The sequence below is a fragment of the Flavobacterium sp. CR10 genome, assembly GCF_055814415.1.
In genome coordinates, this window is record NZ_CP185985.1 from 3,982,508 (window position 1) to 4,006,795 (window position 24,288).

Here is a 24,288-nt window from a genome sequence, read left to right on the forward strand (position 1 = left end):
GCGTTTGATTAAAATGTTAAATTAAGCCCAAATAAATAATTTATTGTTGCAGGGGTACTAGTACCAATAACGGGAAATCTTGATTGATAGGATGCAACAGCTTGATTTTCATTACCAAATGAATTCGTTTCTGGATCCATTCTAGATTTATCATGATATGGAGAAAATAAAACAAATGGATTCTGCACAGTAAAATAAAGTCTTAATTTATCGATGCCTACATTTTTTGTAAAGTTGGGATCGATCGTATAACCAAGAGTCATTGCTCTAATTTTCAAATAAGAAGCGTCAAAATATCCCATAGTAGACATATATTTTGGATTATCACCAGCTCTAATACCTCTAGGGTTAGGGAATTCTGCATCTCTATTATCTGGAGTCCAATAATCTACATCAATGTTACTTCTTCGCCCGTTTAACAAATTCATATAACTTGCACCTCCATACAGTGTGCTAATTAATACTCCTCCACTCTTAAATGCGCCCACTGCATTAAAATCAAATCCTTTATAGGTTACACTAGTATTAAAACCTCCCTGAAAATCTGGATCTGTTTCAATAATCTGGCGATCGCTTGGATTAATAGCACGGGCTGGTGAACCATCTGGCTTATAATCTCCTGTGTATTTGACTTTAATAGATCCTACAACTGTTCCTTGATCATTAATTCCAGTTGGCCCTGGCTCATAAATTGACATATACGGATCGCCTTCCTGCCAAATTCCTACCTTTTGGTAATCATATATAGAATTGATATTATATCCAACAAACCAGTTATTGGTTTCATCGCGGCTAGCTCCAGATGCGAGAGATACCAGCTTGTTTTCATTTCTGTAGAAGTTAACCCCAACAGTCCAAGTCACACCTTTAGGATTATCTAAAATAACTCCGTTCAATGAGATTTCATAACCTTTATTCTGCGTTTCTCCCACATTAGCTACATAGCTATCTACGCCGGATGTTGATGGAAGTCTCACACGTTGCAATAGATTTTTTGTATTGGTTTTATAATATTCAATTGTACCTGATAAGCGATTGTTGAAGAATCCGAAATCTAACCCATAATTCCATGTCGTCGAAAACTCCCATCCTAAATTAGGATTTGGCAACTCTGTTACATACACACCAGTTGAATTAGTGCTTCCAAAATTATAAGGTCTTGTGCTTAAAGCTCCTAGAGTTTTATACGGATCCACTGATTGGTTAGACGTTTCCCCATATCCCGCTCTCAGTTTTAATAAATTAATATAATTTACATTTTTAAGGAAAGACTCATTTGAAAGCGTCCATCCTACTGAAACTGCTGGATAAGTGACCCATTTGTGACCAGGAGCAAGTCTTGATGAACCATCAGAACGCACTGTTCCCGAAATGAAATAACGATTATCGTAAGAATACATTAACCTAGCCATGTAAGAAGTTAATCCCCACTGTGTATAATCCTGTTCGTCAGGTCTAATTACCGCTTCTTCCTCGCTCTGTCCCAAATTATAAAATTGGAATGCATCAGAAGTAATACCATTTCTAATTACTCTTGAACTCTGTCCTGTATATTGTTCATTTGAATACAATCCAACAAAATTTATAGTGTGTTTTTGTGCAAAAGTTTTATCGTACGTTAATAAATTTTCTAAAAGCCATTGCGTAGACCAACCGTTTGTGATTGCTGCATTCGAAATTGTTCCCGGATTTACATCAAAAACTCCCTGCCCTTCATAATATCCTGTGTTAGAGGTACGGAAATTCAAACCTGTATTCAGTCTGTACTTTAAACCATCAACACCCGGAATTTTCACTTCCGCAAAAATATTATTATAAGAACTGAAACCTCTATTCAGATTAACATAAGCATCTCCTAAATTTTTAATGGATTGTCTAGTATAGACCCATTGATCATCTGCAGCCATCCTAACTGTTCTTTTTAAAGAACCATCTGCATTGTATGGATTAGCAAGCGGAGAAGTCGCTAGAACAGTTCCTGGTCCAATATTATCACCATTTGTGATCGTGTAATTGCTATTGGTATTAAATCCCATGCGTATAGATCTATTAATCTGCTGATCTAAACCTGCTCTTAGACTAAAACGCTCATAGCTTTGACCAGGAAGAACTGACTCTTCTTTGTAATATCCTAAACCTGCATTGTAAGCTCCTGTTTCGGTTCCTCCAAAAACGCCAACATCATGACTTATCATTTCTCCAGAACCGTACAATGAGTCCTGCCAATCTGTATTTACATTTCTTTTCTCATCAACACCATCCTCATATAAATCTGAATAATCACGTAGAGCAGCAAATTTAACAGCATCCATCATAGGATACTTTGAGAAAACCTGTTTAATTCCACTAAAACCATTATAAGTAAATGTAGCTTTCTGATTTTTCTTTCCTTTTAAAGTAGTCACTAAGATTACACCATTGGCTCCTCGAGAACCATAAATAGCTGTAGCAGAAGCATCTTTCAGGATGTCCACAGATTTAATATCGGCCGGATTAATATCTCCTATAGAGCCCGCAAATGGAACTCCATCCAATACCACCAAAGGATCGTTACCTCCTGTCAATGATCTAGTCCCGCGAATCCTTATCTGCATCGCGGCACCAGGTTTAGAAGAAGTTTGCGTCATCTCAACACCTGGAAGCCTTCCTTGTAAAGCTTGAGTAATATTAGCGGCCGGAACTTCATTTAATTCTTTTCCTCCTAATGATGCAACCGATCCTGTAACAGCTTCTTTAACCTGTGTACCGTAGCCGATTACCACAACTTCTTTTAAGTCATTGGCGTCTTCTTCAAGCGTTACATTAATATTTTTCTGCCCGTTTACAGCTACTTCTTTGCTTTTTAATCCAATAAAACTAAAAATAAGTACTCCGTTTGCCGGCACATTTATAGAATAAGTACCATCAAAACCAGTGCTCACACCGTTTTTGGTTCCTTTTAAATTAACATTAGCCCCCGGAATCGGTCCGCTAGCATCAGTTACCGTTCCCGTAACTGTTGTCTGTGCTTTAGATTGAAATGAAAACGCAAACATCAGCATAAAAAAACATAAACATTTTAAATGTCTGTGTTTACTTGCAGTAAAGTGGTTAGTCATAAAAAATTGATTTAATTATTAATTGGTTAGTTAGTTATTTTTTTTGCACTATAAAAGTTAAAATTAATAAGTGTATTTATTACAAATATAGAAAAATATTTCAGAAACACAATCGGTTGTGTAATTTTTTATTGATAAGTATAAAAAAAATATGCCTTAAAAAAATAGTTACTTCATATTTAATCCTAAAAATATAAGAATATAACAAAACAAACTATAACGTTGTAGCTATCTTTAATGAAAATTATGTGTTCTTGGGATATTCTTAAAGAAAACATAAAAATGAAAAATTCTGCTTTCTTATCTAAAAAAAATAGAATTATTGAGATTGAAGGGTGATAAACCAACAAAAAATACCAGTAAAATCGTACATTACAAAGTAATAATCTGATTTACCAATCATTAAAATTCTAAAAAACCATCTTTAAAACAATCGATTGTTTGTTTTCGTAAAAAAACCTTTCATTTTCATGAAAGGTTTTTAAAACAAATTCTAAGAAATAAACTTTTTGTCTTCTAAACAATCGCTACTAAAGTATTTCTATAAAAATGCACGATTATAGTAACGCCAATCATCGTAAGCTATTTACATCTATTATACATTTTAACAATAACACACTTATAACGTTCTTTGGCTATCACATAGCTCAAATTAGAATTAATGATTTTAATATTAACAAATCAAAATAAATTCCTTTAAAAATTAAAATTGAATTTTGCATTCCAAAATATTTCATGTTTTGGCACATTCAAACTATAAAATTCAGCAGCCCTGTTTGATACGCCCTCTTCTTTTTCAGCAAGACCGCGAACTAATCTTCTCTGCAAAATCTTTCTTCTAAAATTAGTCTTATTGATTTTAATGCCTAAGATTATTTCATATAAATGAATTACTTGAAGCAAAGTAAATTTTTCAGGTAAGAGATTGAAGCCAACTGCGCTACAGCAAATATTCTTTCGCAATTCCTTAATGCTGAAATCAATTACTGTCATATATTTTTTCTCTAAATCAGCTATATTGTGTACGTCAACCCAGATCACATTAGATTGCAATTCGTCATCATCTATTTTTTTTTCTTTGCTAACCATTGCATAATATCCGATTGAGATATTTTCGCGAAATGATGCTGATGAGTCATAGCCGAATGCCCGTAATTGTTCCAAAAAGAAGTCATCTTCTGAAATATACTTTTTCAAAATCTTTTGTGCCGTTTTTAATATTGTCTGCCCCTCTTCCAAACTGGCACTAGGCAATCTCCAGTTACCATTCGTTGCATCATTTTCATTTTTGACAAGCAAAACTTTTAGGCTTCTGTCTTCAAAACAGAATATTACACAGTCAATTTCTATCTTATTTTCTTGACTTAAATTAAAACCTACTCTCTCTTCTGAGTCTTCTTTTTTCATAGAAAATAAAATTAAAACTCTCTTCTAATCAAATAATCTTCTTATTCCGTAGGGATCAATCGTTACGATCGAACCATCTTCCAGATAGTCTATTTTGGTAACCTTCATGCTTCTCAAATGCGTCACCCCTTTTGAAAGGCTTGAATCGTGATAGAACAGATACCACTCGCCTTCCACTTCGCAGATCGAATGGTGCGATGTCCACCCGATTACTGGATTCAGAATTCTTCCCTGATACGTAAATGGTCCGTACGGACTGTCTCCGATAGCATAGCAGATGAAATGCGTGTCTCCCGTCGAATAGGAGAAATAATATTTTCCGTTGTATTTGTGCACCCACGAAGCTTCAAAAAAACGACGCCCATTATCCCCTGCCAGAAGCCCATTTCCGTTTTCGTCCAAAATCTGGATTTCTCTCGGCTCTTCAGCGAACTCGAGCATATCGTCTCTTAACAAAGCCACAATCGGCCCCAAGGCTTTTTCACCCGCAAGAGGCTCTTCATTGTTTTCATGATATTTATTCTTGCGGTATTTCTGAAGCTGTCCGCCCCAGATTCCTCCAAAATAGATGTAATGTTTCCCATCTTCATCTTCAAAAACCGCAGGATCAATGCTGTAGCTGCCTTTTATGGCATCTCTTTCAGGAACAAAAGGCCCTACGGGAGAATCTGAAACAGCAACGCCAATCTGGAAAATTCCGCTGGCGCGTTTGGCTGGAAAATACAAATAATACTTTCCGTCCTTATACGCGGCATCGGGCGCCCACATCTGCTTTTCGGCCCAGGCAACATCATCAACGTGGAGCGCAACGCCATTGTCAACAGCTTCCGATGAAATGTCTTCCATAGAAAAAACATGGTAGTCTTCCATTCCGAAATGGTCGCCGTTGTCATTGAACGGAATTCCAGCATCAATGTCATGCGACGGATAAATGTAAATCTTCCCGTTGAATACATGCGCCGATGGATCGGCAGTGTAGATATGGGATACTAAAGGCTTCGAAATAGCCTGATTATTGATTTCTTCAAAATTAATGTGTTCAATGCTGTCTTCAGGCATAGGGATATTTTTCTTTTAATAATTAACTTCTTCTTTCTTTAAGCTCAGTTTCGATCTGCACTAAATGGTGATAGCTGTTTAATATTCAGGTCTCGTAAATATCACGAAATCAAATTCTCTGAGCTAAATTTATTCTTTGTTCGTAATGCAATTTGCTTCTCTTAAAATTGTTGCAAGTGATGTCATTTTTTAGAATGGCAAAAATAATATTGGATTCAATAAAAAAACAATCGGTTGTGTAAAATTATACAAAAAAACATATAATACAAATTTACTTTGCTTTAATTAGGTAATTCTCATCCAGCAACCGATTGCTAATTATTCTAAAAAAAACTCTTTTATTTTGGTTTTACCTAGTCTTTCTGTGCTTTTCAAATGGAAAAAGTCTAAGCAGCTATTCCATTAAAATTTAATCTGATACAACAAAAGAAACCGATTACATAAAATGCAATAGCGGTTTTTTAAAGGACAAAAATTTTAAATTTTCTTTGAAGATTCTCGGATCAGTACTTCAGTATTTAGAAATGTAATTTCTTTTGCTTCTTCTTCTTTATGAGATTCTATCGTATCAATAACAATATTGGCTGCCGCTTTTCCCATTTTTTCTGCGGGATGCGTGATAGTTGTGATATTCGGTTCGATTATTTCAGAAATGGGATCATTATTAAAACCAATTACAGCAAAATCCTGCGGAACTCTTATTCCTTTCTTTTTTGCAGTTTGCACGGCACTTACCGCAAGAATATCTCCTGGTGCAAAAAGACCGTCCGGCAGTGTCTTTAGTCCAAACAGCTTATTGCAGGCTTTAACACCAGCATCATAAGTCATGGCTTTCAAATTTATAATCAATTCATCTTTTAATGGAAGTCCATGATCTGTCAGTGCATCTATATAGCCTCTTTTTCTTTCATTATAAAGATTACCAAATTCTGCACCTGCAGTCATATGTGCAATTCTTTTACAACCTTGGTCAATAAGGTGTTTTGTTGCTTTATATCCAGCAGTGTAATTATCAATCACCACCCTAAATGTATTAAAGTCCTTAGGCACACGATCAACAAATACAAGAGGAATATTATTATTTGAAAATTGCTGAAAGTGAGAAGTGTCTTTTGTCTCCATCGCCAGTGAACAAACAACACCGCTAACTCTACTGCTATAAAGAGATTTGGTCATATTAACCTCTTCTTCATAAGAATCGTGTGATTGCATAATAATAACGGAGTAGCCAGATTTTTTGGCAGTGATTTCAATACCACTAATTAAAGATGATAAAAAGGGCTGTGTGATAGTTGGAATTAAAACGCCAATAGTTTTAGATTTGTTCCCTCGTAGCCCCGCTGCCAAAGTATTGGGAACAAATCCCATTTCTTCGGCTGTCTTTTTAACTTTCTTAATAGTCTTATCACTTATGGTATGATGGTCTTTTAAAGCTCTTGAAATTGTCGATGTAGCCAGATTAAGTCTCTTTGCAATATCATAAATTGTTACATGTCTGTGTTCTTCCATTTACTATATGATTAGTCGTAAATTTTAAATATAATTTAAAAAATCGGTCAAGTATTTCAACACTATTATTCTCCACTTTACCAACGAATTTACTGAAAATCAATATAAAATGAAATTTTTATCATAAAAAATCATCAATACCACAGTAAAAAGGCATTATTTTTTAAATAATGATCTAAAGTTAAAATATTTTTCTTTTCTTTACACAATCGGTTGCAATTTATTTTTTAATAAAATACAGCACTCCATCAGTTCGCAACATCAGTAAAAATTATTCATATGAAAACAAAAAAATTAAAGTATCAAATTCTGGTATTAATCTCGCTTTGGTGTACGGCACAAAACAAAGACCCTAAATTTCCATTTCAAAATACTGATCTTAGTTTTGAAGAACGAGTGGAAAACTTGGTGAGCCAATTAACATTGGAAGAAAAAGTAGCGCAAATGTTAAATGCGGCACCTGCCATACCACGGCTGGGAATTCCTGCTTATGACTGGTGGAACGAAACGCTTCACGGCGTTGCAAGAACTCCCTTTAAAACAACCGTTTTCCCTCAGGCAATTGCCATGGCCGCTACTTTCGATAAAAACTCGCTTTTCAAAATGGCCGATTATTCTGCTTTAGAAGGCAGAGCCATTTACAATAAAGCGGTTGAACTTAAAAGAACAAACGAACGTTATCTAGGGCTAACATATTGGACTCCAAATATTAATATTTTTAGAGATCCAAGATGGGGACGCGGACAAGAGACTTATGGAGAAGATCCCTATTTGACAGCCATGCTAGGAGATGCTTTTGTAAAAGGTCTTCAAGGAGATGATCCTAAATACCTAAAAGCTGCGGCCTGTGCAAAGCATTACGCGGTACACAGCGGACCAGAATCTCTACGCCACACTTTTGATGTGGATGTAACCCCATACGAACTTTGGGACACTTATTTGCCTGCTTTTAAAAAGTTAATTACAAGCTCTAAAGTTGCAGGGGTGATGTGTGCCTATAACGCATTTAGAACACAGCCGTGCTGTGCCAGCGATATTTTGATGAATGATATTCTAAGGAATCAATGGAATTTTACGGGTTATGTCACATCTGACTGCTGGGCCATCGATGACTTTTTCAAAAATCATAAAACACATCCTGATGCTGCATCAGCTTCAGCCGATGCAGTACTTCATGGAACAGATATTGATTGCGGAACAGATGCTTACAAATCGCTTGTTCAAGCTGTTAAAAATGGTCAAATCACTGAAAAACAAATTGATGTTTCCGTAAAACGTCTTTTTATGATCCGTTTCAGACTAGGCATGTTTGATCCTGTATCAATGGTTAAATATGCGCAAACTCCTAATTCAGTTCTAGAATCTGATGAACACAAGGATCACGCTTTAAAAATGGCTAGACAATCTATAGTATTGCTTAAAAATGATAAAAATACACTTCCATTAAGCAAAAAACTGAAGAAGATCGTTGTTCTAGGTCCAAATGCAGATAATTCAATCTCTATACTTGGCAATTACAACGGGACACCTTCCAAACTAACAACAGTTTTACAAGGCATTAAAGAAAAAGTTGGACCACAAACCGAAGTAGTTTATGAAAAAGCCATCAACTTTACAAATGATACTTTGCTAGTTTACAAAGATCTTAAAAATCAATATTCTTATGAAGGAAAACAAGGTTTTAAGGCAGACTATTTCAATAACAAAACCTTATCGGGCCAGCCAGAAACGACTAGAACAGAATCTGAAATAAATAATTTCTGGCAAGAAGGAGAAATGGTTACCAAAAATATCAAAGCAAATCATTTTTCAGCACGCTATACTACAAATTTTAAAGCTGATGAAGACGGCGCAATTACTTTTGAAATTCGCGCAGATGACGGCTACAGATTTATAATTGATGGAAAAGAAGCCATAAACGCTTGGGACAAAAACCGATGGGGAGAAAAAACATACAAACTCCAAACCAAGAAAAATACGGTATATAAGCTAGTATTAGAATACTGGCAAGGTGAAGGAAAAGGTGAAGTATCTCTACAGACAGGGAATTTTATAAAAACAGATTTCAATAATTTAATTGAACGCCATAAAAATGCAGATGTTTTCATTTTCGCTGGAGGTATTTCACCTCAACTTGAAGGAGAAGAAATGCCTGTTGACGCGCCTGGATTTAATGGCGGAGACCGCACTTCTATCCTGCTTCCAGAAGTACAGACAAGACTTCTAAAAATACTTCAATCTTCTGGAAAACCAGTAGTTTTCCTAATGATGACTGGCAGTGCAATTGCTGTGCCTTGGGAAGCAGAAAATATTCCAGCAATACTTAATATTTGGTACGGCGGACAAGCTGCTGGAACGGCTTCTGCCGATGTCCTTTTTGGAGACTATAATCCAGCCGGAAGGCTTCCGGTAACCTTTTATAAAGACGATTCTGATTTACCTTCTTTTGTTGATTACAAAATGGATAATAAAACATATCGTTACTTTAAAGGCACTCCATTATACAGCTTTGGTTATGGATTAAGTTATACAGAGTTCAAATACAGTGAATTAAAAACTTCATCAAAAATAATAAAAGGACAGCCAATTACTATTTCTGTCAAAGTAACAAATTCAGGAAAGATAGCAGGAGAAGAAGTCTCTCAGCTGTATATAATTAATCAAAACACCTCAATAAAAGCGCCTTTAAAAACTCTTAAAGGCTTTGAAAGATTTAATTTGAAACCTGGCGAAAGTACTATTGTCAAATTTAATCTTTCTCCAGAAGATCTTTCCTATGTGACAGAAGACGGAAGCTTAAAACAGTATGGAGGCAAAATTCAGATAGCAGTTGGAGGCTCTCAGCCAGATGAAAAAAATCAAACAAAAACCAATATAATAACTCAAACTCTAGAAATAGAAAAATAATTATTTAGTAGTAATGAACAAGACAATAGACCAATTATCAGCCGATAATATTAGAGCTTTAGCAATATCAATGGTTGAAAAAGCCAATTCTGGACATCCTGGAGGATCAATGGGAGGAGCAGATTTTATGCATATTTTATATTCTGAATATCTAAAATATGATCCAACTGAAATGAACTGGATTTACAGAGATCGTTTCTTTATGGATGCCGGGCATTTATCTGCTTTAATGTACGCTCAGTACTATCTTTTGGGTAATTATGAAAAAACAGATCTTGAAAACTTCAGACAATGGGAGTCTGTAACACCAGGTCACCCAGAAATTGATGTAAAGAGAGGAATTGAAAACACATCTGGTCCGTTGGGACAAGGGCATGTTATGGGCGTTGGAGCTGCCATTGCTGCTAAATTTCTATCTGAAAAATTCGATAATTTATTTGATCATAAAATATACGGTTTTATAACAGATGGAGGTGTTCAGGAAGAAATTTCGCAGGGAGCTGGAAGGATTGCAGGACATTTAGGATTAAACAATTTTATAATGTTTTATGATTCTAATGATGTGCAATTATCTTCTATGACCGACGAAGTAACGAGTGAAAATACGGCCGCAAAATATGAATCTTGGGGATGGAAGGTCATTACTATTGATGCTCACAATCATACTCAGATACGCTCTGCACTAAACGCCGCAAATGCCGAATTAAAAAGGCCTACGCTTATTATTGGAAGAACAATAATGGGAAAAGGCTGTGTTACTTCTGACGGGACATTATACGAAGGACAATGCGAACTTCATGGCAAACCTATCGGAGCAACAAAAGCAGATTTTATAAAAACACTTGAAAACTTGGGCGCTGATCCAAAAGATTCTTTTGCCATTTACAGCAGCGTTGAAGACCATTATAAAAAAGTTTTAGAACAAAAAACTAAGGATGCTGAAGAAAGAAAATCAAAAATCTCGGTTTGGGAAAGTCAAAATCCTGAATCTGCTAAAAAGATCCAGCAGTTTTTCGGCGGAGAACTTCCTGAAATGGATTTTAGCTCTATATCTCAAAAGGCTAATGCCGCAACACGCGATGCTTCTGCGGAGGTTTTAGGTTATTTGGCTGAAAAAGTAGAAAACATGATTGTTTCTTCTGCCGATTTGTCTAACAGTGACAAAACAGACGGTTTCTTGAAAAAGACATCAGTGATGCAAAAAGGTAACTTTAGCGGAGCATTTCTTCAAGCTGGTGTTGCCGAACTTACAATGGCCGCAATTGCAAACGGAATGGCTCTGCATGGCGGCGTAATTCCTGTAGTAGCTACCTTCTTTGTTTTTTCTGATTATATGAAACCAGCCATGCGTCTTGCTGCAATTCAGGAGCTTCCTGTTAAATATGTGTTGACTCACGATTCCTTTAGAGTTGGAGAAGACGGACCAACGCATCAGCCAATTGAGCAAGAAGCTCAGATCAGACTTTTAGAAAAAATTAAAAACCATTCGGGTCATCAAAGCTTTTTGGTACTGCGTCCAGCTGATGCAACTGAAACTTCGGTAGCTTGGCAAATGGCAGTTGAAAATAAAACAACTCCTACTGCATTAATCCTTTCAAGACAAAACATCAAAGATCTTCCGTACAAGGATCCAAAGTTCGAGACGGCATCACAAGCTAAAAAAGGCGGTTATCTAATTAAAGAAACCCAAAATCCAGATCTTACTTTAATTGCAAACGGATCTGAGGTTGCCACTCTTTTAGAAGCGGCTTCTGAATTGGAAAAAACAAAGCAATTAAAAATAAATGTTGCTTCTATAATTTCTGAGGGCATTTTCAGATCTCAACCAAAAGAATATCAAGAAAGTATAATTCCAAAAGACGGTCTGGTTTTCGGTTTAACTGCCGGACTTCCTATTAATCTTGAAGGTTTAGCAGGTTCTCAAGGAATTGTATACGGATTAGATCATTTTGGCTACTCCGCTCCTGCTTCAGTTTTAGATCAAAAATTCGGTTTTACAGCTGAAAATATTAGCACTAAAATATTGAAGTATTTAGAAATTTAACGATAAGCTAAATTAAAGTATTAAAAAGGTTTAAAATATATATCAATATTTTTTAAACCTTTTTCGTTTTATGTTGTATTTCTTTTTTCAGATTAAAAACAATTAAAAAACAAGAACTAATGAAGCTTTAGGAACATCCATCGTTTCTTTAACTTCCCAAAACACTGATTTCCAACATTATTCATTATATTTATACTATATTTTCTATTACATTAGGCATTAATCAACTAAATTTCAATCCCTTAAAAATCATTATCGGATTAACCTAATTATCTATGTCTTACAATATACCTGAACATCTCAAAGGACTTAGCGATAACGAAGTAACTGTTGCACAAAAAAAATACGGTTACAACCAGATAAACAGTGCTGATAAAAATACGTGGCAGGAGCTTCTTATGAATATAATTAAAGAGCCCATGCTTGTGCTGTTGTTTGCTATTTCAATTATTTATGTCATCGTAGGAGATTACGGTGAGGCTATTTTTATGTTATTGGCCATCGCCGCGGTTACCACCATTTCATTATATCAGGATAATCGCAGTAGAAAAGCTTTAGAAGCACTAGAGAAACTGAATGAACCTTTAAGCAAAGTTATCCGAAACTCATATGTTATTGAAATCCCCACTCATGAAATTACTATAGGAGATCTCTGTATTATTGAAGAAGGTAAGATGATTAATGCTGATGGTGAAATTATGCACAGCAATGATTTTTCTGTGAATGAGTCTTCTCTTACAGGTGAAAGCTTATCTGTTTTTAAAAGCAATGAAAGTGATGACAATAACGTTTACAGTGGAACTTTAGCTGTTTCGGGACTGGCCGTAATCAAAGTCGAAAAAATAGGAAAAGAAACGCGGATAGGCAAAATAGGCGTTTCTATTTCAGAAATAAAAGAAGAAACATCGCCTTTACAACTACAGATAGCACTATTTGTAAAGGGAATGGCTATTATAGGGATTGCTATATTTGTAATGGTATGCATCATTAATTACTATCACACAGATAACCTTCTAGACAGTCTACTCAATGGGCTGACACTTGCCATGTCTGTTCTGCCAGAAGAAATTCCCGTAGCTTTTTCTACCTTCATGGCATTGGGTGCATGGAAGCTAATGCGTGAGGGAATTATTGTCAAACGTAGCAACATAGTGGAAACATTGGGCAGTACAACGGTTATATGTACTGATAAAACTGGAACTATCACAGAAAATACGATGCAGCTCAAACACATCTACAATTTTGCATCGGACAAAATTTTTGATGAAAACGATTTTAATAATCCTAACCTATCTACAATTATTGACTATGCCATGTGGAGTAGCGAGCCTGTGCCATTTGATCCAATGGAAAAAAACTTGCATCGTTTGTATGAGCTATCACAAAGAGACGATCGACGTCAAGATTTTCAAATGATACACGAATATCCGCTTGAAGGCAAACCTCCAATGATGACGCATCTTTTTGAAAACACAGAAAAGGAACGGATTATAGCAGCAAAAGGTGCGCCTGAAGCTATTCTTAATGTTTCGGCACTTAATGAAAATGAAAAAAATAAGGTACGCAGTATCATTCAGAACCTTGGCAGTCAAGGATTTCGAATTTTAGGCGTGGCTAGATCAGATTTTTATGGTACTAATTATCCCGACAAGCAACAGGATTTCAAGTTTGACTTTCTTGGGCTAGTGATTTTTTATGATCCTCCGAAAAAAGGCATTAAGGATGTTTTTAGCCATATCTATAATGCAGGAATAAAAGTAAAAGTAATTACTGGAGACAATATAGATACAACTAGAAGCATAGCACTACAGGCAGGAATAAAACAGACCTCTCAAGCCATAGAAGGAAAAGACATAATGGAATATTCGGAAGTACAGCTCCTAAAAGCAGCTGAAGAAAAAATACTTTTCACACGTATGTTTCCTGATGCCAAACTTGCTGTCGTAAATGCACTAAAAATGCAAGGGGAAGTTGTCGCTATGCTTGGAGATGGCGTAAACGATTCGCCAGCTCTCAAAGCAGCTCATATAGGTGTGGCAATGGGCAGTAAAGGAACTGAGATTGCTAAAGCTGCGGCGGCTTTAGTAATTACCAATGATGATCTGGATAAATTAATTGTAGGCATTGCTTCAGGCAGAAGAATTTATGCTAATATAAAAAAAGCCGTACAGTATATCATTTCTATTCATATCCCAATTATACTTACCGTTTCTCTTCCCCTGTTTCTAGGCTGGATATTTCCACAGATATTTACGCCAGTCCACGTTATCTTTTTAGAACTGGTAATGGGACCAACCTGCTCTATTGTATATGAAAATGAGCCTATGGAACGCAATACAATGCTAAATAAACCGAGAAAAATGACCGACACTTTTCTCAATTGGAAGGAACTCTCTATCAGTATTATTCAAGGATTATTAATAACAGGTGGCGTTCTATTTATTTATCAACATACAGTTCAAAATGGCGGGAGTGAAGAAAAAACTAGAGCAATGGTTTTCAGTACATTAATTTTTGCCAATATTTTATTGAGTCTTACCAACCGTTCGTTTTATTACAGTCTTTATGAAAGCTTCAAAAATAAAAACATTCTTTTTCCTGTCTTCAGCTTTTCAACACTTATTATACTATTTGCCATTTTATATATAGATCCTTTATCTGAATTCTTCCATCTAACGGGACTCACTATAAGAGAATTAGGTTTAGCAGTTATTATTGCTTCAATATCTGTATTATGGTTCGAAGCATACAAACTCATTAAAAGGCTAAGATTTAAAAAAACAAACCATAAATGACTAAACCACTCTGAACTGAAAGTGTACAGGTTTGTTTGACGAGAGAATAAAAGTCTCTCAATTTTAAACTTTTTATCAAAACAAAAAAAAGTCAAAAGTTTATATTTTTTCGCATTAATAAAGCAATGCAATAAATTGCAGGGTTTTAAACCCGAATGTGAGACCAATAAAAAGACATGATATCCTCAGACATCTGATCTCAACTTTAACCTCTTAATAAAATCAATCTAATCAGAGTATTTAAACTAAAAATTGTATTTAACGCTCTCCAAACTCTTTTCGACTGTAAAAAGCATCATCACTGTCATAACCTAAACCTTAATCAATATCCGGATAGCACGATTTAAATACCGCCCTTTCATAATTTCGGTCAAATCGCTGCTGTGTATTGAAGCGACCAGTCCTTCTGAAGATATCATATCCAATACCTCTTGCCATTGCAATCTTAGTATCCTTATTAATATTCACCGAACCAATCGGTATAATAAGATGACTGTCACCATCACGGTACATAAATTCTTTTTCATTTGCATCCGCTATATTTTCATGAACCTCTCGTTGACTATCCTCAATTAAAGTCTTATCGACTTTTACACCTAGATACACAACGCGCTGCATATCTTTGTTTACCCGGAGATTGTCAACGGTACCTATCGTTCGATTATCGGCATGTACGATTTTCCATCCTCTTACATCAGAATGTCCGAGGCTACTTTATAATCTGAAAGCTCATCGAGCATGTATAAATTCCTATCTTTACTTTCCATGTTCTCTGCTAATTTTATAAATTGTATTTTATAACTCAAATCAGAACTAATTTCCAATAGTATTCGTTGGAGTAAAATTTTCGATTTCTGTTCTATTTGTATCCTGCATCTGATCGTCTCTTAGAAAGATGTAGTATACAATTGCACCAATCAAAAGCAGGGCTAGAATCCATGACCAAATAGGCTTCTTCTTTTCAATTTTAATTTCTGCCATAACTTTCTTTTTTATTATTGATAATTGATTTTTTAACCTAATCATAAAGTTACAAACCAAAAAAGTTCATAAAGCATTTAATATCAAGCAGATGTTATACAATTTCCAGTAGCATAGAAATGCAAGAAAATCTGTCTAAATCAATCCCTTTTAGAAAGAGAAAACAAACACCGACATGATTCTCGGCATTGTATTACAATTTCTTATAGAAAAATTAGCTTATTTTTTGTCTGATAATCATTTCAACAAATGTTAAATATTAGTAAAGCCCCATAAAGTCTAATCTTTTGCGTATATTTGCTATAAGCTCTTCCAAAAATAAAAATCTGTGTTTCTTATTGCCATTACTATTTTCTGCTTTGGCAAAATTATAAACAGTAATACTAGATTCAGAAGCGCCAAAAAAATGTAATAACTAATAGCCCCAAGACTATGAAAAAAATTACTCTAATGATTTGTTTACTGTTAGCGACAGCGGCAAAAGCACAACAAGAAAAAGGAATTATCGGATATGCTAACTGGTTGGACAACTGGACAGAATTTAAACCTCAAAAATCCGAATCTAAAGATGCAAATCAGATTCTAGCTGGTAATATCACTCAGAATACTAAACTGATGAAAAAAAACGTATACATTCTTCAAGGTAATGTATATGTAACCAATAATGCCATTCTTACTATTGATCCTGGTACAGTTATTATTGGGGATGCAGCAAGCAAAGGAACTCTAATTATCACAAAAGGAGCTAAAATCATGGCAGAAGGCCAAGAAACAGATCCTATCATATTTACCTCAAATGCAAGCATGAAAAAAGCAGGCGACTGGGGTGGCGTAGTGGTTTTAGGTGATGCACCTGTAAATAAATTTGGTGGCGCGGGCTCTTATAGCATGGATCTTGATCCTGCCCTTACCGTATATGGAGGCAACAATACAGCTAGCAGCTCAGGAATCTTAAAATATATCCGAATTGAATTTGCTGGTAGAAAAGTAAAAGGAGGAGACACCTTTAACGGACTTACAGTTGCTGGAGCAGGAAATAAAACCGTTTTAGAAAACATTATGGTAAGTTTCTCAGGAGGCGATTCTTTTGCCTTTTACGGTGGAGATTTAAATGCGTCACAGTTAGTTTCTTACAAATCTATCAATGATGATTTTAAAATCACTCAAGGAGCGCAATGTCGTCTATTCAATTCACTTGCAGTGAGATCTTCTTACCTATCAAGTAACAAAGACGGTTCAAGATGTCTAGAGGTAAAAGCTTATGAAAAGAAAAGCGAAACAGATTTCACTAGAAAATCGACTTTCGTTTCTGCTTCTAACATTACTCTTATTAATGATAGCGAAAATATTAAAGCCGATATCCAAGCTGGTTTAGTAAAAGAAGCTGTTTATGTTGGCGAAAATACTGCTCTGGAATTGAAAAGAAGTGTTGTATCAGGCTTTAATCCTGCAGTATTGTTGGACAGCAAAACTGAAATGAATAATGATAATCTGAAAAAGATCAAATTTGAAGAGATGTTTTTCAACCAATGTACTGGCAACATCTTTACGGAGAACAGCTCTGACAATTCAGATTTGGAAAATTGGTATGGCAACAGCATTTTCTCTAATGTGTATTCTCAAACCGATAATAAAGAGACCTTTGTAGATATCTACAATGCAAGAAGACCAGACTACAGACTACAGCTAGGAAAAATAACTGCATCTAGTGGCAAATAAATAAAACCATCTTATAATCAAAAGGAAACAGTCTTTACTGTTTCCTTTTTTTTTTGATCCAAATCTACCAGACAGCTAAGAATCTTTTTCCATTAATTAAATAGATAGATAGATTACACCTTGAAGTTCATCATTCATAACAAAACTACTGAAAACTGCAGATTACTTTTCTTTACCCAATATAGTAATTCCCTATTGCAAGAACTATTTTATAGGGTTTATCTTAAAAAAACACGTATTACTACCTGATTGTAATTTGAAACGTCGTCTTACATTTGTTATGATTTAATAATCGAATATTTACAGATTAATGTATTTTACTGTCTGAAATGTTTCTAGACAAGCCAATGTTATATTCTTCTAAGATAAACCATTATTAAAATCCCCTATTTCTATACTCCTATACTGTTGAAATCCTGTTGTGAAAATGCATGACAGAAAAATTTCAATAGCAGTAAACAACTCTGCGCCAAAAAAAATCTGTATGCAATACGTCTAGCATTTCCTGTCTGGTTACTGTTGAATTACATATTGATTTATTCCATTTATTAAAAATCAAAAAATCAAAATACCAAATCAATTCTTGCTACTATGAAAAACACGGTAAATTTCTTTTTAAATGGGAAACCTACGGTTATAGAGAACCCTTCTCCTGATTTACTTTTAATTGATTATTTAAGATCTCCCGAAGTCGCTCTTTGCGGGCCAAAGAAACCATGCGGACAAGGGGGCTGCGGTGGATGCACAGTTATCTTATCAGAATGGGATAATAAAGAAAAGAAACCCAATCATCTGGCAATAAACTCGTGCCTAAGACCCGTATGTTCTATAGGAGGCCTTTCTATTACTACTATTGAAGGAACTGGAGCTGCCCGAAAACCCGATCCAGAACATTTTGTACAAAAAACCAGCTCAACCCGCATGCCTGCTCCTCCAGGTGAAGATTATTCTCCAGTATTGGAAGAGGCTGAAAAGCAAGCGGGAGTTAAACATCTTGCTGTCCTAAAACAAGTTGCCCGTGCCACTAAAGACGGAAACAGTACAGCCGATATAAAACTCATAAAAAATATTTCTGATTTTCCATCTGAAGAAACACATACAGGGATAAACCCAGTCGCCTATCAATTGGCGCTTAACAACGGAAGCCAATGCGGTTACTGCAGCGTAGGATTTGTCATGAATATGTCAGAATTCATAATCAATAATAAAAACGCCACCAAAAAAGAAATTGAACAAGCTTTTGACGGTAATTTATGCCGTTGTACAGGATATCGTTCTATTCTTACAGGAATGAAAACTTTTGCTTCTGACTGGAGTAAGGATGATGAGGAAAAGAGGATGCCCTGCATGCTCGATCCTGTGGGTAAAGCCCAATTACCTGGTAAATTAGAAATACCTTTCCCAAAAGAAGCACAAAATTCGGCTATGGGTGTTTCTACCAACCGATGGGCTGCTCCCACTACACTAGAGGAACTTGCAGAAATTCTAAAAGAAAACAAAGACGTTAGATTGGTACACGCAAACACCTCTTACGGAATTTATAAAAATGAGTATCTGCCAAATACTGTTTACGCTGACATTCGATTTATTCCAGAATTAAACGAGAATAATAAAATAACCGAAGATCATATTCATCTATCAGCCAGTACTACTTATAGCAGCTTTATTGAAATACTTTCTGAATATATTGAAGTAAAAGAAGGTGCCAAAAGCAAATCCAAATCGGATGTTACTTCGCTACAAGCATTAGACTATATGGCACGCAGAACCGCTGGGCGAATTGTCCGTAACGCTGCCACAATTGGCGGAAACACGATGCTCGTTCTAAAACATATTCCAAAAGGCACAGGCGAGCCATTTCCATCAGATCTTTTTACTGTCTTATTTGCCTTAGATATAAAAATCAGTTATTTCCAATTAGAAAAAGATGGTCAATTTAAAGCTTATACAAAAACAACAGAAGAACTTCTAGAAGCGATAAAAAAAGATTCAAAACTTGCGGACAATATTGTTCTTAGCTCGTATGAGATTCCGTTGAAAAATTCGGATGCTATTGTATTTGCTCAAAAAGTGGCACTTCGTGAGGTAAATGCGCACAGTATTGTAAATGCTACTACTAATTTCAAAATTAATAATCAAAAGATTATGGAGTCGGCAATAATTGCTCTGGGCGGTATTGCTCCATATCCGTGGAGAGCAACAGAGACTGAAAAAGCGATGATAAATAAAAAGTTGGAACTCAAAGATGCTGCTACACTTTCGGCAATTCTGGCAAAAGAAGTACGAAAAGAACTCGATCTTCAGGAAGAGCGCATGAGAGAAGTTCCTAATGAGGATTTCACTAAAGAATACCGAACGCAGTTAGCTGTATCCTTTTTTTACAAATCTATTATTAACGCTCTACTTGCTAAAGGAGTCCAAATTCCAGAAAACCTAACTTCGGCGGCTGAAAATAAATGGAGCCAATGGCCTGCAAGCGATGGTGTCCAGCATTATAAAACACAAGATTACAAAGCGCCAGTTGCACAGCCTTATATCAAGGTTACGGCCATGTATCAGACTTCAGGACAGATTCATTACACACATGAGCTTCCAGTGCCTCCTCAAACTTTAAACGGAGCATTTGTGCAAAGCCGAAAAGCCCTGATGAATTATTCTTTCGCAGTAAATAATAAAAAAGTTGAGATTGAAGAATTGCGTCTACACCTTAAAAAAGAGTTTCCTGCTTTTAGTGATATCATAACTTATGAAAATGTTAAAAACGGAGGACGTAATTATCAAGGAATGGGAAATGACCAGCCACTTTTTGCAGAAGAACTAGTGAGTTATGTTGGTCAATCTATTGCTATGGTACTCGCTTCAAACGAACAGGAAGCAATCAGAATTGCTACGGAGGTTTCAGAAAAATATATTCAGTACACAAAACCAGGAACGCCTTGGATAGGAAAATGGAGTGAACCTATTTTCGATTTTCTTGATGCAATCAAAAAAGAAAGCATCTTTCCCGACGCGCCCACTACAACTCCATTTATATCTCATATCTGGAAAATAACTCGTCCAGGAAGCCAGTTTGATTGGACAAAAGAGCAGCCAACTAAACTTGAAACTTTAATGCGTGAGCAATCCATAACTGAAAGAAAAGAGAAAGTAGACAATATTCCATGCCTAGTGGTTAACTCTTCACAGCTTTGTGGCGGACAGGCTCATTTTTATATGGAACCGCAAGCTTGTATTGCAACTCCTATAGATGAAGGCCGAATAAAAGTGCAGCCATCTGTTCAAAGTCCTGGAGGAATGCACGATACAGTTGCTTCGGCATTAGCAGTGTATCATCATCAAGTAGAAGTAAATGTACCGCCTGTTGGAGGTGGATTTGGAGGAAAAACAGAACAGACTCGTTTTGTGGCCGGACCTGCTGCTATTGCCGCGAAAGCTGTGAAAAAGCCTGTTAGAATAGCCATGCCGCGTGACGAAGATACTGCTATGATAGGAAAACGACATGCTTATTATGGTGAATACGAAATTGCTGTGGACACTGGTGAATATAAACCTGAAAACAAAGGAATACTTCATGGTTTCCAGCTCAAAATGTGGGGAGATGGCGGTGCTTTTTATGACTGTTCTTTTATTGTTTCCAATTGCATCCAGTTGCGTACAGACAATGCTTACAGAATTAAAAACTTTGAAAGCCAGATCGATGTATGCAGAACCAATACCGCACCTAGCACAGCGATGCGCGCCTTTGGGGATGTACAAGGAAAAAATATTGTAGAAAATGCCATTGATGATGCTGCTGTTTCTATCAATATGAGACCCGAAGATCTGCGTGAAAAAAATCTTTATGACCGCGGAGATGTAACTCCATTTGGTCAGGCACTTACTTACTGCTACATGAAACAGGTATGGGCTTACGCTAAAGAAGTTTCAAAATTTGAAAAAAAATATGCAGAAGTCCAAAAATTCAACAAAGAAAACAAATGGTTTAAGAGGGGGATTTCTATGATTCCTGTAAAATATGGGTCAGGATACAATTTACTTATGCTGGAACAATCAGCGGCTGTTGTGGCTATTAATCCAGCTGATGGAACCGTGGTAATTCATCAGGGTGGCGTTGAAATTGGGCAAGGTCTGGTTACACAAGCACAGCAGGTAGCTTCTTATGTGTTGGGAATTCCAATGGAAATGATATTCATTGACAATGTAAATACAAGCATCACTCCTAACCCAACAAGTACTGGAGGTTCTACAGGAACTCCTTATTCATGCGAAGCCGTAAAACAAACCTGCGAGGAAATGCGATCTAGGCTTATGGAATTTGGCTATCAGATGCTAAATGAAAATGGCGAAGAATGGTGCAAAAATAAAAATATAGATTTTTGGAATTACGGCGCAGGCGAAAATAAAGGTTGGGCTAAAAAAATTACCCCAAATCCAGGAAATAAAGCCATGATATGGCAAAATCTAATCAGTTTAGCCGCCTCTCAAAGGGTAAATCTTATCGCCACTTTTAATGCTAAAATAAAAGGCGGCGAAATACAGATTCCTGCCATGACATTTAAAACCGAAAAAGATCAGCCAAATATTCCAGGTGTAGAACGCATAAAAGATGCTTCACTTGGTGGCGGTGTTGATTCCTTTGTGGGTTTCACTTATTCAGTTGCATGTTCTGTAACTGAAGTAGATATCCTTACTGGTGAAGTAAAAATCATCAGCTCTGATATTATTTATGATATGGGATGGAGTATGAATCCTGCAATTGATATAGGACAGATTGAAGGCGCTTTCGTTCAAGGAATTGGATATCTATTAACTGAAAAGTTAGTATCGGAAACAGAAGGTCCGGATATCGGACGTTTAAATTCAACTAACACTTGGCGTTACAAAATTCCTGCTATAACCACAATTCCGTTAGAAATGAATACCTATCTTTTTCCAAGGGATGAAAAGTCTGTTCAGAGCATTCCTGAAGATCCTAACCAGATATTTTCAGCCAAAGAGGTAGGAGAACCTCCTTTGGTGCTTGCCAACAGTGTCTTTTTTGCTATAAAAGATGCCATAAGAGCCTCAAGAGTAGAGCGTGGCCTATCTCCTCTATTTCGATTAGATGCTCCTGCTACTGTGCAGGAAGTACGCAGAGCTTGTGAGATTACTGAAAACAATTTAGCCAATAAATAAACTATTAACCCAATCTTCAATTTATGAAACATTTAAATCCGCTAATTATAGCAATTTCCATTTTGTTTGCTTCCTGCGACAAGAAACGCGAAGAACCTGTCGCAGAAAAAAAGAACCTTGCCCTAGCAGCATTGGAACAGAAAAATTATGAAGAGGATGGATTTCCTGACTTCGGTTACATGGTAAGTCCTCAGGAATACAGAGATAAATACTCTGATCAGCCGATCTTTCGTCTAAAAACAGATTTCCCAACTGAATTGCCAGAAGAAATGCCAAAATTTCTTGATATAGATTTCAAGAAAGAACCTTTAAAATATATCGAAGCTGTACGCGACTATGGTTTTGAAGGAAATACTGAGGAATGGGATCCATACAAAAACAAAGTTCGTAATTGGTACCACATTCCATGGCTACATCCAAGTGTTGAAGGCCCAAATGCTTATCCGCCAAACGGAGGTACGGAAGGCTTTCATGGTTTAATTAAAGAAGCGCCTCTTGGACCTCTTCAATTAGGCCCTGGCCTTAAAGGAATTGAAGGTGACTATTCTGTTTATGCCATCACCCTTATCAATGATAAAGCTGGTTATGCTATGGGTAAAATGTGGAAATCTCCACAAAATCCTAATATAAAAGTACTGGACAAACGTTATGATAATGGCGGATTCCCAACGGGTACTGTCTTCATAAAACTGCTTTTCACCGATGCGCCAAAAGGCACAGATTTCGTAGACTACCTAGTTAATCCATTGACTTGGAAAGCTTATATAACCGAAAATTTCTGGAAATCTGATAAGAGAGTAGTTTCTGATGTACACCTTTTGCAGATGGATATCTCTGTGCGCGATCCTAGAGCAGACAGAAGTCCAAGCAATCCTCAGGGAACTGGATGGGTATTTGGAACTTTTTGCTACAATGGTAAGCTCAATAAGAAAAACAAATTGATGAATCTTGTGCCTGTTGGACTTACATGGGGAAATGATCCTGAAAACAAGATTAACAAAACATCACCTTATCCTCCAATTAAAACTGAAGTAAACAAAGATTTGAAAGAGACAGTAATTTTCGAAAGTCCAAATCTGCCTCCACAACATCTTGGATGGAATGGAAGATTAGACGGTCCTGCCGATCTTAATACGGTTTCTTGCATGTCTTGCCACAATGCAGCTCAATATCCTGCGGTGACATCACTTGTTCCGCCTAATGCCGCTCCAGATGGAGGCGTGAACCCACCTGCTGGAGGAGGAGGAAAAATATGGATGGAGTGGTTTCAGAATATAGAATGCGGAACTTCTATGGATCCGAATGTATATTCAACCGATTTCTCTTTCCAGGTCGCTATTGCTTTAGAGAATTTCTTTACTGCTAAAGCTGCTTCAGAAAACGGAAAATTTGCGTCGCAGTACAAAGCTGTCCATGTGCCTATTCGCCGTGGTGACATTGCCCCTAACAAATAATTTCATACTTAAAATTAAAATCTTGCCTGCCTTAACAAGACAGGCAAGATTAAAAACAACATAAATAACCGACTAATTTAAAAAAATGGAACACTAATAATTCAAAGTTGCCTTCCAAAAATACCTTTTCAAGAAAATAA

Annotated in this window: 12 protein-coding genes; 6 read left to right on the plus strand and 6 right to left on the minus strand. The window is 36.3% G+C overall.

What is annotated here, in order from left to right; genetic code table 11:
- Positions 1-8 precede the first annotated feature (8 nt).
- From ACNRYB_RS17340 to ACNRYB_RS17355, 4 genes are all read right to left on the minus strand, one after another.
- Positions 9-3,098, minus strand: a complete 3,090-nt coding sequence (locus ACNRYB_RS17340; protein WP_129748360.1) for a SusC/RagA family TonB-linked outer membrane protein — start codon at positions 3,096-3,098, stop codon at positions 9-11.
- Positions 3,099-3,794: 696 nt separating this feature from the next.
- On the minus strand, positions 3,795-4,505 hold the full coding sequence (locus ACNRYB_RS17345; RefSeq protein WP_473728081.1) for an NUDIX hydrolase: 711 nt from the start codon (positions 4,503-4,505) through the stop codon (positions 3,795-3,797).
- A 24-nt stretch (positions 4,506-4,529) separates the two neighbouring features.
- The gene (locus tag ACNRYB_RS17350) at positions 4,530-5,564 is read right to left on the minus strand and encodes a glycoside hydrolase family 43 protein (protein ID WP_473728082.1); all 1,035 of its coding nucleotides are present in this window, start codon (positions 5,562-5,564) and stop codon (positions 4,530-4,532) included.
- Positions 5,565-6,041: 477 nt separating this feature from the next.
- Positions 6,042-7,073, minus strand: a complete 1,032-nt coding sequence (locus ACNRYB_RS17355) for a LacI family DNA-binding transcriptional regulator (protein WP_473728083.1) — start codon at positions 7,071-7,073, stop codon at positions 6,042-6,044.
- 279 nt (positions 7,074-7,352) lie between these two features.
- Between ACNRYB_RS17355 and ACNRYB_RS17360 the strand changes: the two genes are divergently transcribed.
- From ACNRYB_RS17360 to ACNRYB_RS17370, 3 genes are all read left to right on the plus strand, one after another.
- Positions 7,353-9,980: a glycoside hydrolase family 3 C-terminal domain-containing protein gene (locus tag ACNRYB_RS17360; RefSeq protein ID WP_473728084.1), complete on the plus strand. Its 2,628-nt coding sequence runs from the start codon at positions 7,353-7,355 to the stop codon at positions 9,978-9,980.
- 13 nt (positions 9,981-9,993) lie between these two features.
- Positions 9,994-12,024 (plus strand): transketolase family protein, encoded by a 2,031-nt coding sequence (locus ACNRYB_RS17365; protein ID WP_473728085.1) that lies wholly within the window; start codon positions 9,994-9,996, stop codon positions 12,022-12,024.
- Between the two features lie 275 nt (positions 12,025-12,299).
- Positions 12,300-14,819, plus strand: coding sequence for a cation-translocating P-type ATPase (locus ACNRYB_RS17370; RefSeq protein ID WP_473728086.1), 2,520 nt, complete (start codon positions 12,300-12,302; stop codon positions 14,817-14,819).
- Between the two features lie 318 nt (positions 14,820-15,137).
- On the opposite strand, the gene ACNRYB_RS17375 is transcribed toward ACNRYB_RS17370, so the two are convergent.
- Both ACNRYB_RS17375 and ACNRYB_RS17380 read right to left on the minus strand, forming a co-directional pair.
- Positions 15,138-15,497 (minus strand): PRC-barrel domain-containing protein, encoded by a 360-nt coding sequence (locus tag ACNRYB_RS17375; RefSeq protein WP_473730250.1) that lies wholly within the window; start codon positions 15,495-15,497, stop codon positions 15,138-15,140.
- Between the two features lie 135 nt (positions 15,498-15,632).
- Positions 15,633-15,800 (minus strand): hypothetical protein, encoded by a 168-nt coding sequence (locus tag ACNRYB_RS17380; protein ID WP_473728087.1) that lies wholly within the window; start codon positions 15,798-15,800, stop codon positions 15,633-15,635.
- Positions 15,801-16,232: 432 nt separating this feature from the next.
- Between ACNRYB_RS17380 and ACNRYB_RS17385 the strand changes: the two genes are divergently transcribed.
- The 3 genes from ACNRYB_RS17385 to ACNRYB_RS17395 all read left to right on the plus strand — a co-directional run bounded on the left by ACNRYB_RS17385 (position 16,233) and on the right by ACNRYB_RS17395 (position 24,148).
- Positions 16,233-17,519 (plus strand): hypothetical protein, encoded by a 1,287-nt coding sequence (locus tag ACNRYB_RS17385; RefSeq protein WP_129748353.1) that lies wholly within the window; start codon positions 16,233-16,235, stop codon positions 17,517-17,519.
- 591 nt (positions 17,520-18,110) lie between these two features.
- The gene (locus ACNRYB_RS17390; RefSeq protein ID WP_473728088.1) at positions 18,111-22,694 is read left to right on the plus strand and encodes a molybdopterin cofactor-binding domain-containing protein; all 4,584 of its coding nucleotides are present in this window, start codon (positions 18,111-18,113) and stop codon (positions 22,692-22,694) included.
- Between the two features lie 23 nt (positions 22,695-22,717).
- The gene (locus ACNRYB_RS17395) at positions 22,718-24,148 is read left to right on the plus strand and encodes a hypothetical protein (RefSeq protein ID WP_473728089.1); all 1,431 of its coding nucleotides are present in this window, start codon (positions 22,718-22,720) and stop codon (positions 24,146-24,148) included.
- Positions 24,149-24,288 lie beyond the last annotated feature (140 nt).

Coding starts and splice junctions, on each gene's coding strand:
- ACNRYB_RS17340 (WP_129748360.1), bottom strand. CDS start 3,098: ATGACTAACCACTTTACTGCAAGTAAACACAGACATTTAAAATGTTTA.
- ACNRYB_RS17345 (WP_473728081.1), bottom strand. CDS start 4,505: ATGAAAAAAGAAGACTCAGAAGAGAGAGTAGGTTTTAATTTAAGTCAA.
- ACNRYB_RS17350 (WP_473728082.1), bottom strand. CDS start 5,564: ATGCCTGAAGACAGCATTGAACACATTAATTTTGAAGAAATCAATAAT.
- ACNRYB_RS17355 (WP_473728083.1), bottom strand. CDS start 7,073: ATGGAAGAACACAGACATGTAACAATTTATGATATTGCAAAGAGACTT.
- ACNRYB_RS17360 (WP_473728084.1), top strand. CDS start 7,353: ATGAAAACAAAAAAATTAAAGTATCAAATTCTGGTATTAATCTCGCTT.
- ACNRYB_RS17365 (WP_473728085.1), top strand. CDS start 9,994: ATGAACAAGACAATAGACCAATTATCAGCCGATAATATTAGAGCTTTA.
- ACNRYB_RS17370 (WP_473728086.1), top strand. CDS start 12,300: ATGTCTTACAATATACCTGAACATCTCAAAGGACTTAGCGATAACGAA.
- ACNRYB_RS17380 (WP_473728087.1), bottom strand. CDS start 15,800: ATGGCAGAAATTAAAATTGAAAAGAAGAAGCCTATTTGGTCATGGATT.
- ACNRYB_RS17385 (WP_129748353.1), top strand. CDS start 16,233: ATGAAAAAAATTACTCTAATGATTTGTTTACTGTTAGCGACAGCGGCA.
- ACNRYB_RS17390 (WP_473728088.1), top strand. CDS start 18,111: ATGAAAAACACGGTAAATTTCTTTTTAAATGGGAAACCTACGGTTATA.
- ACNRYB_RS17395 (WP_473728089.1), top strand. CDS start 22,718: ATGAAACATTTAAATCCGCTAATTATAGCAATTTCCATTTTGTTTGCT.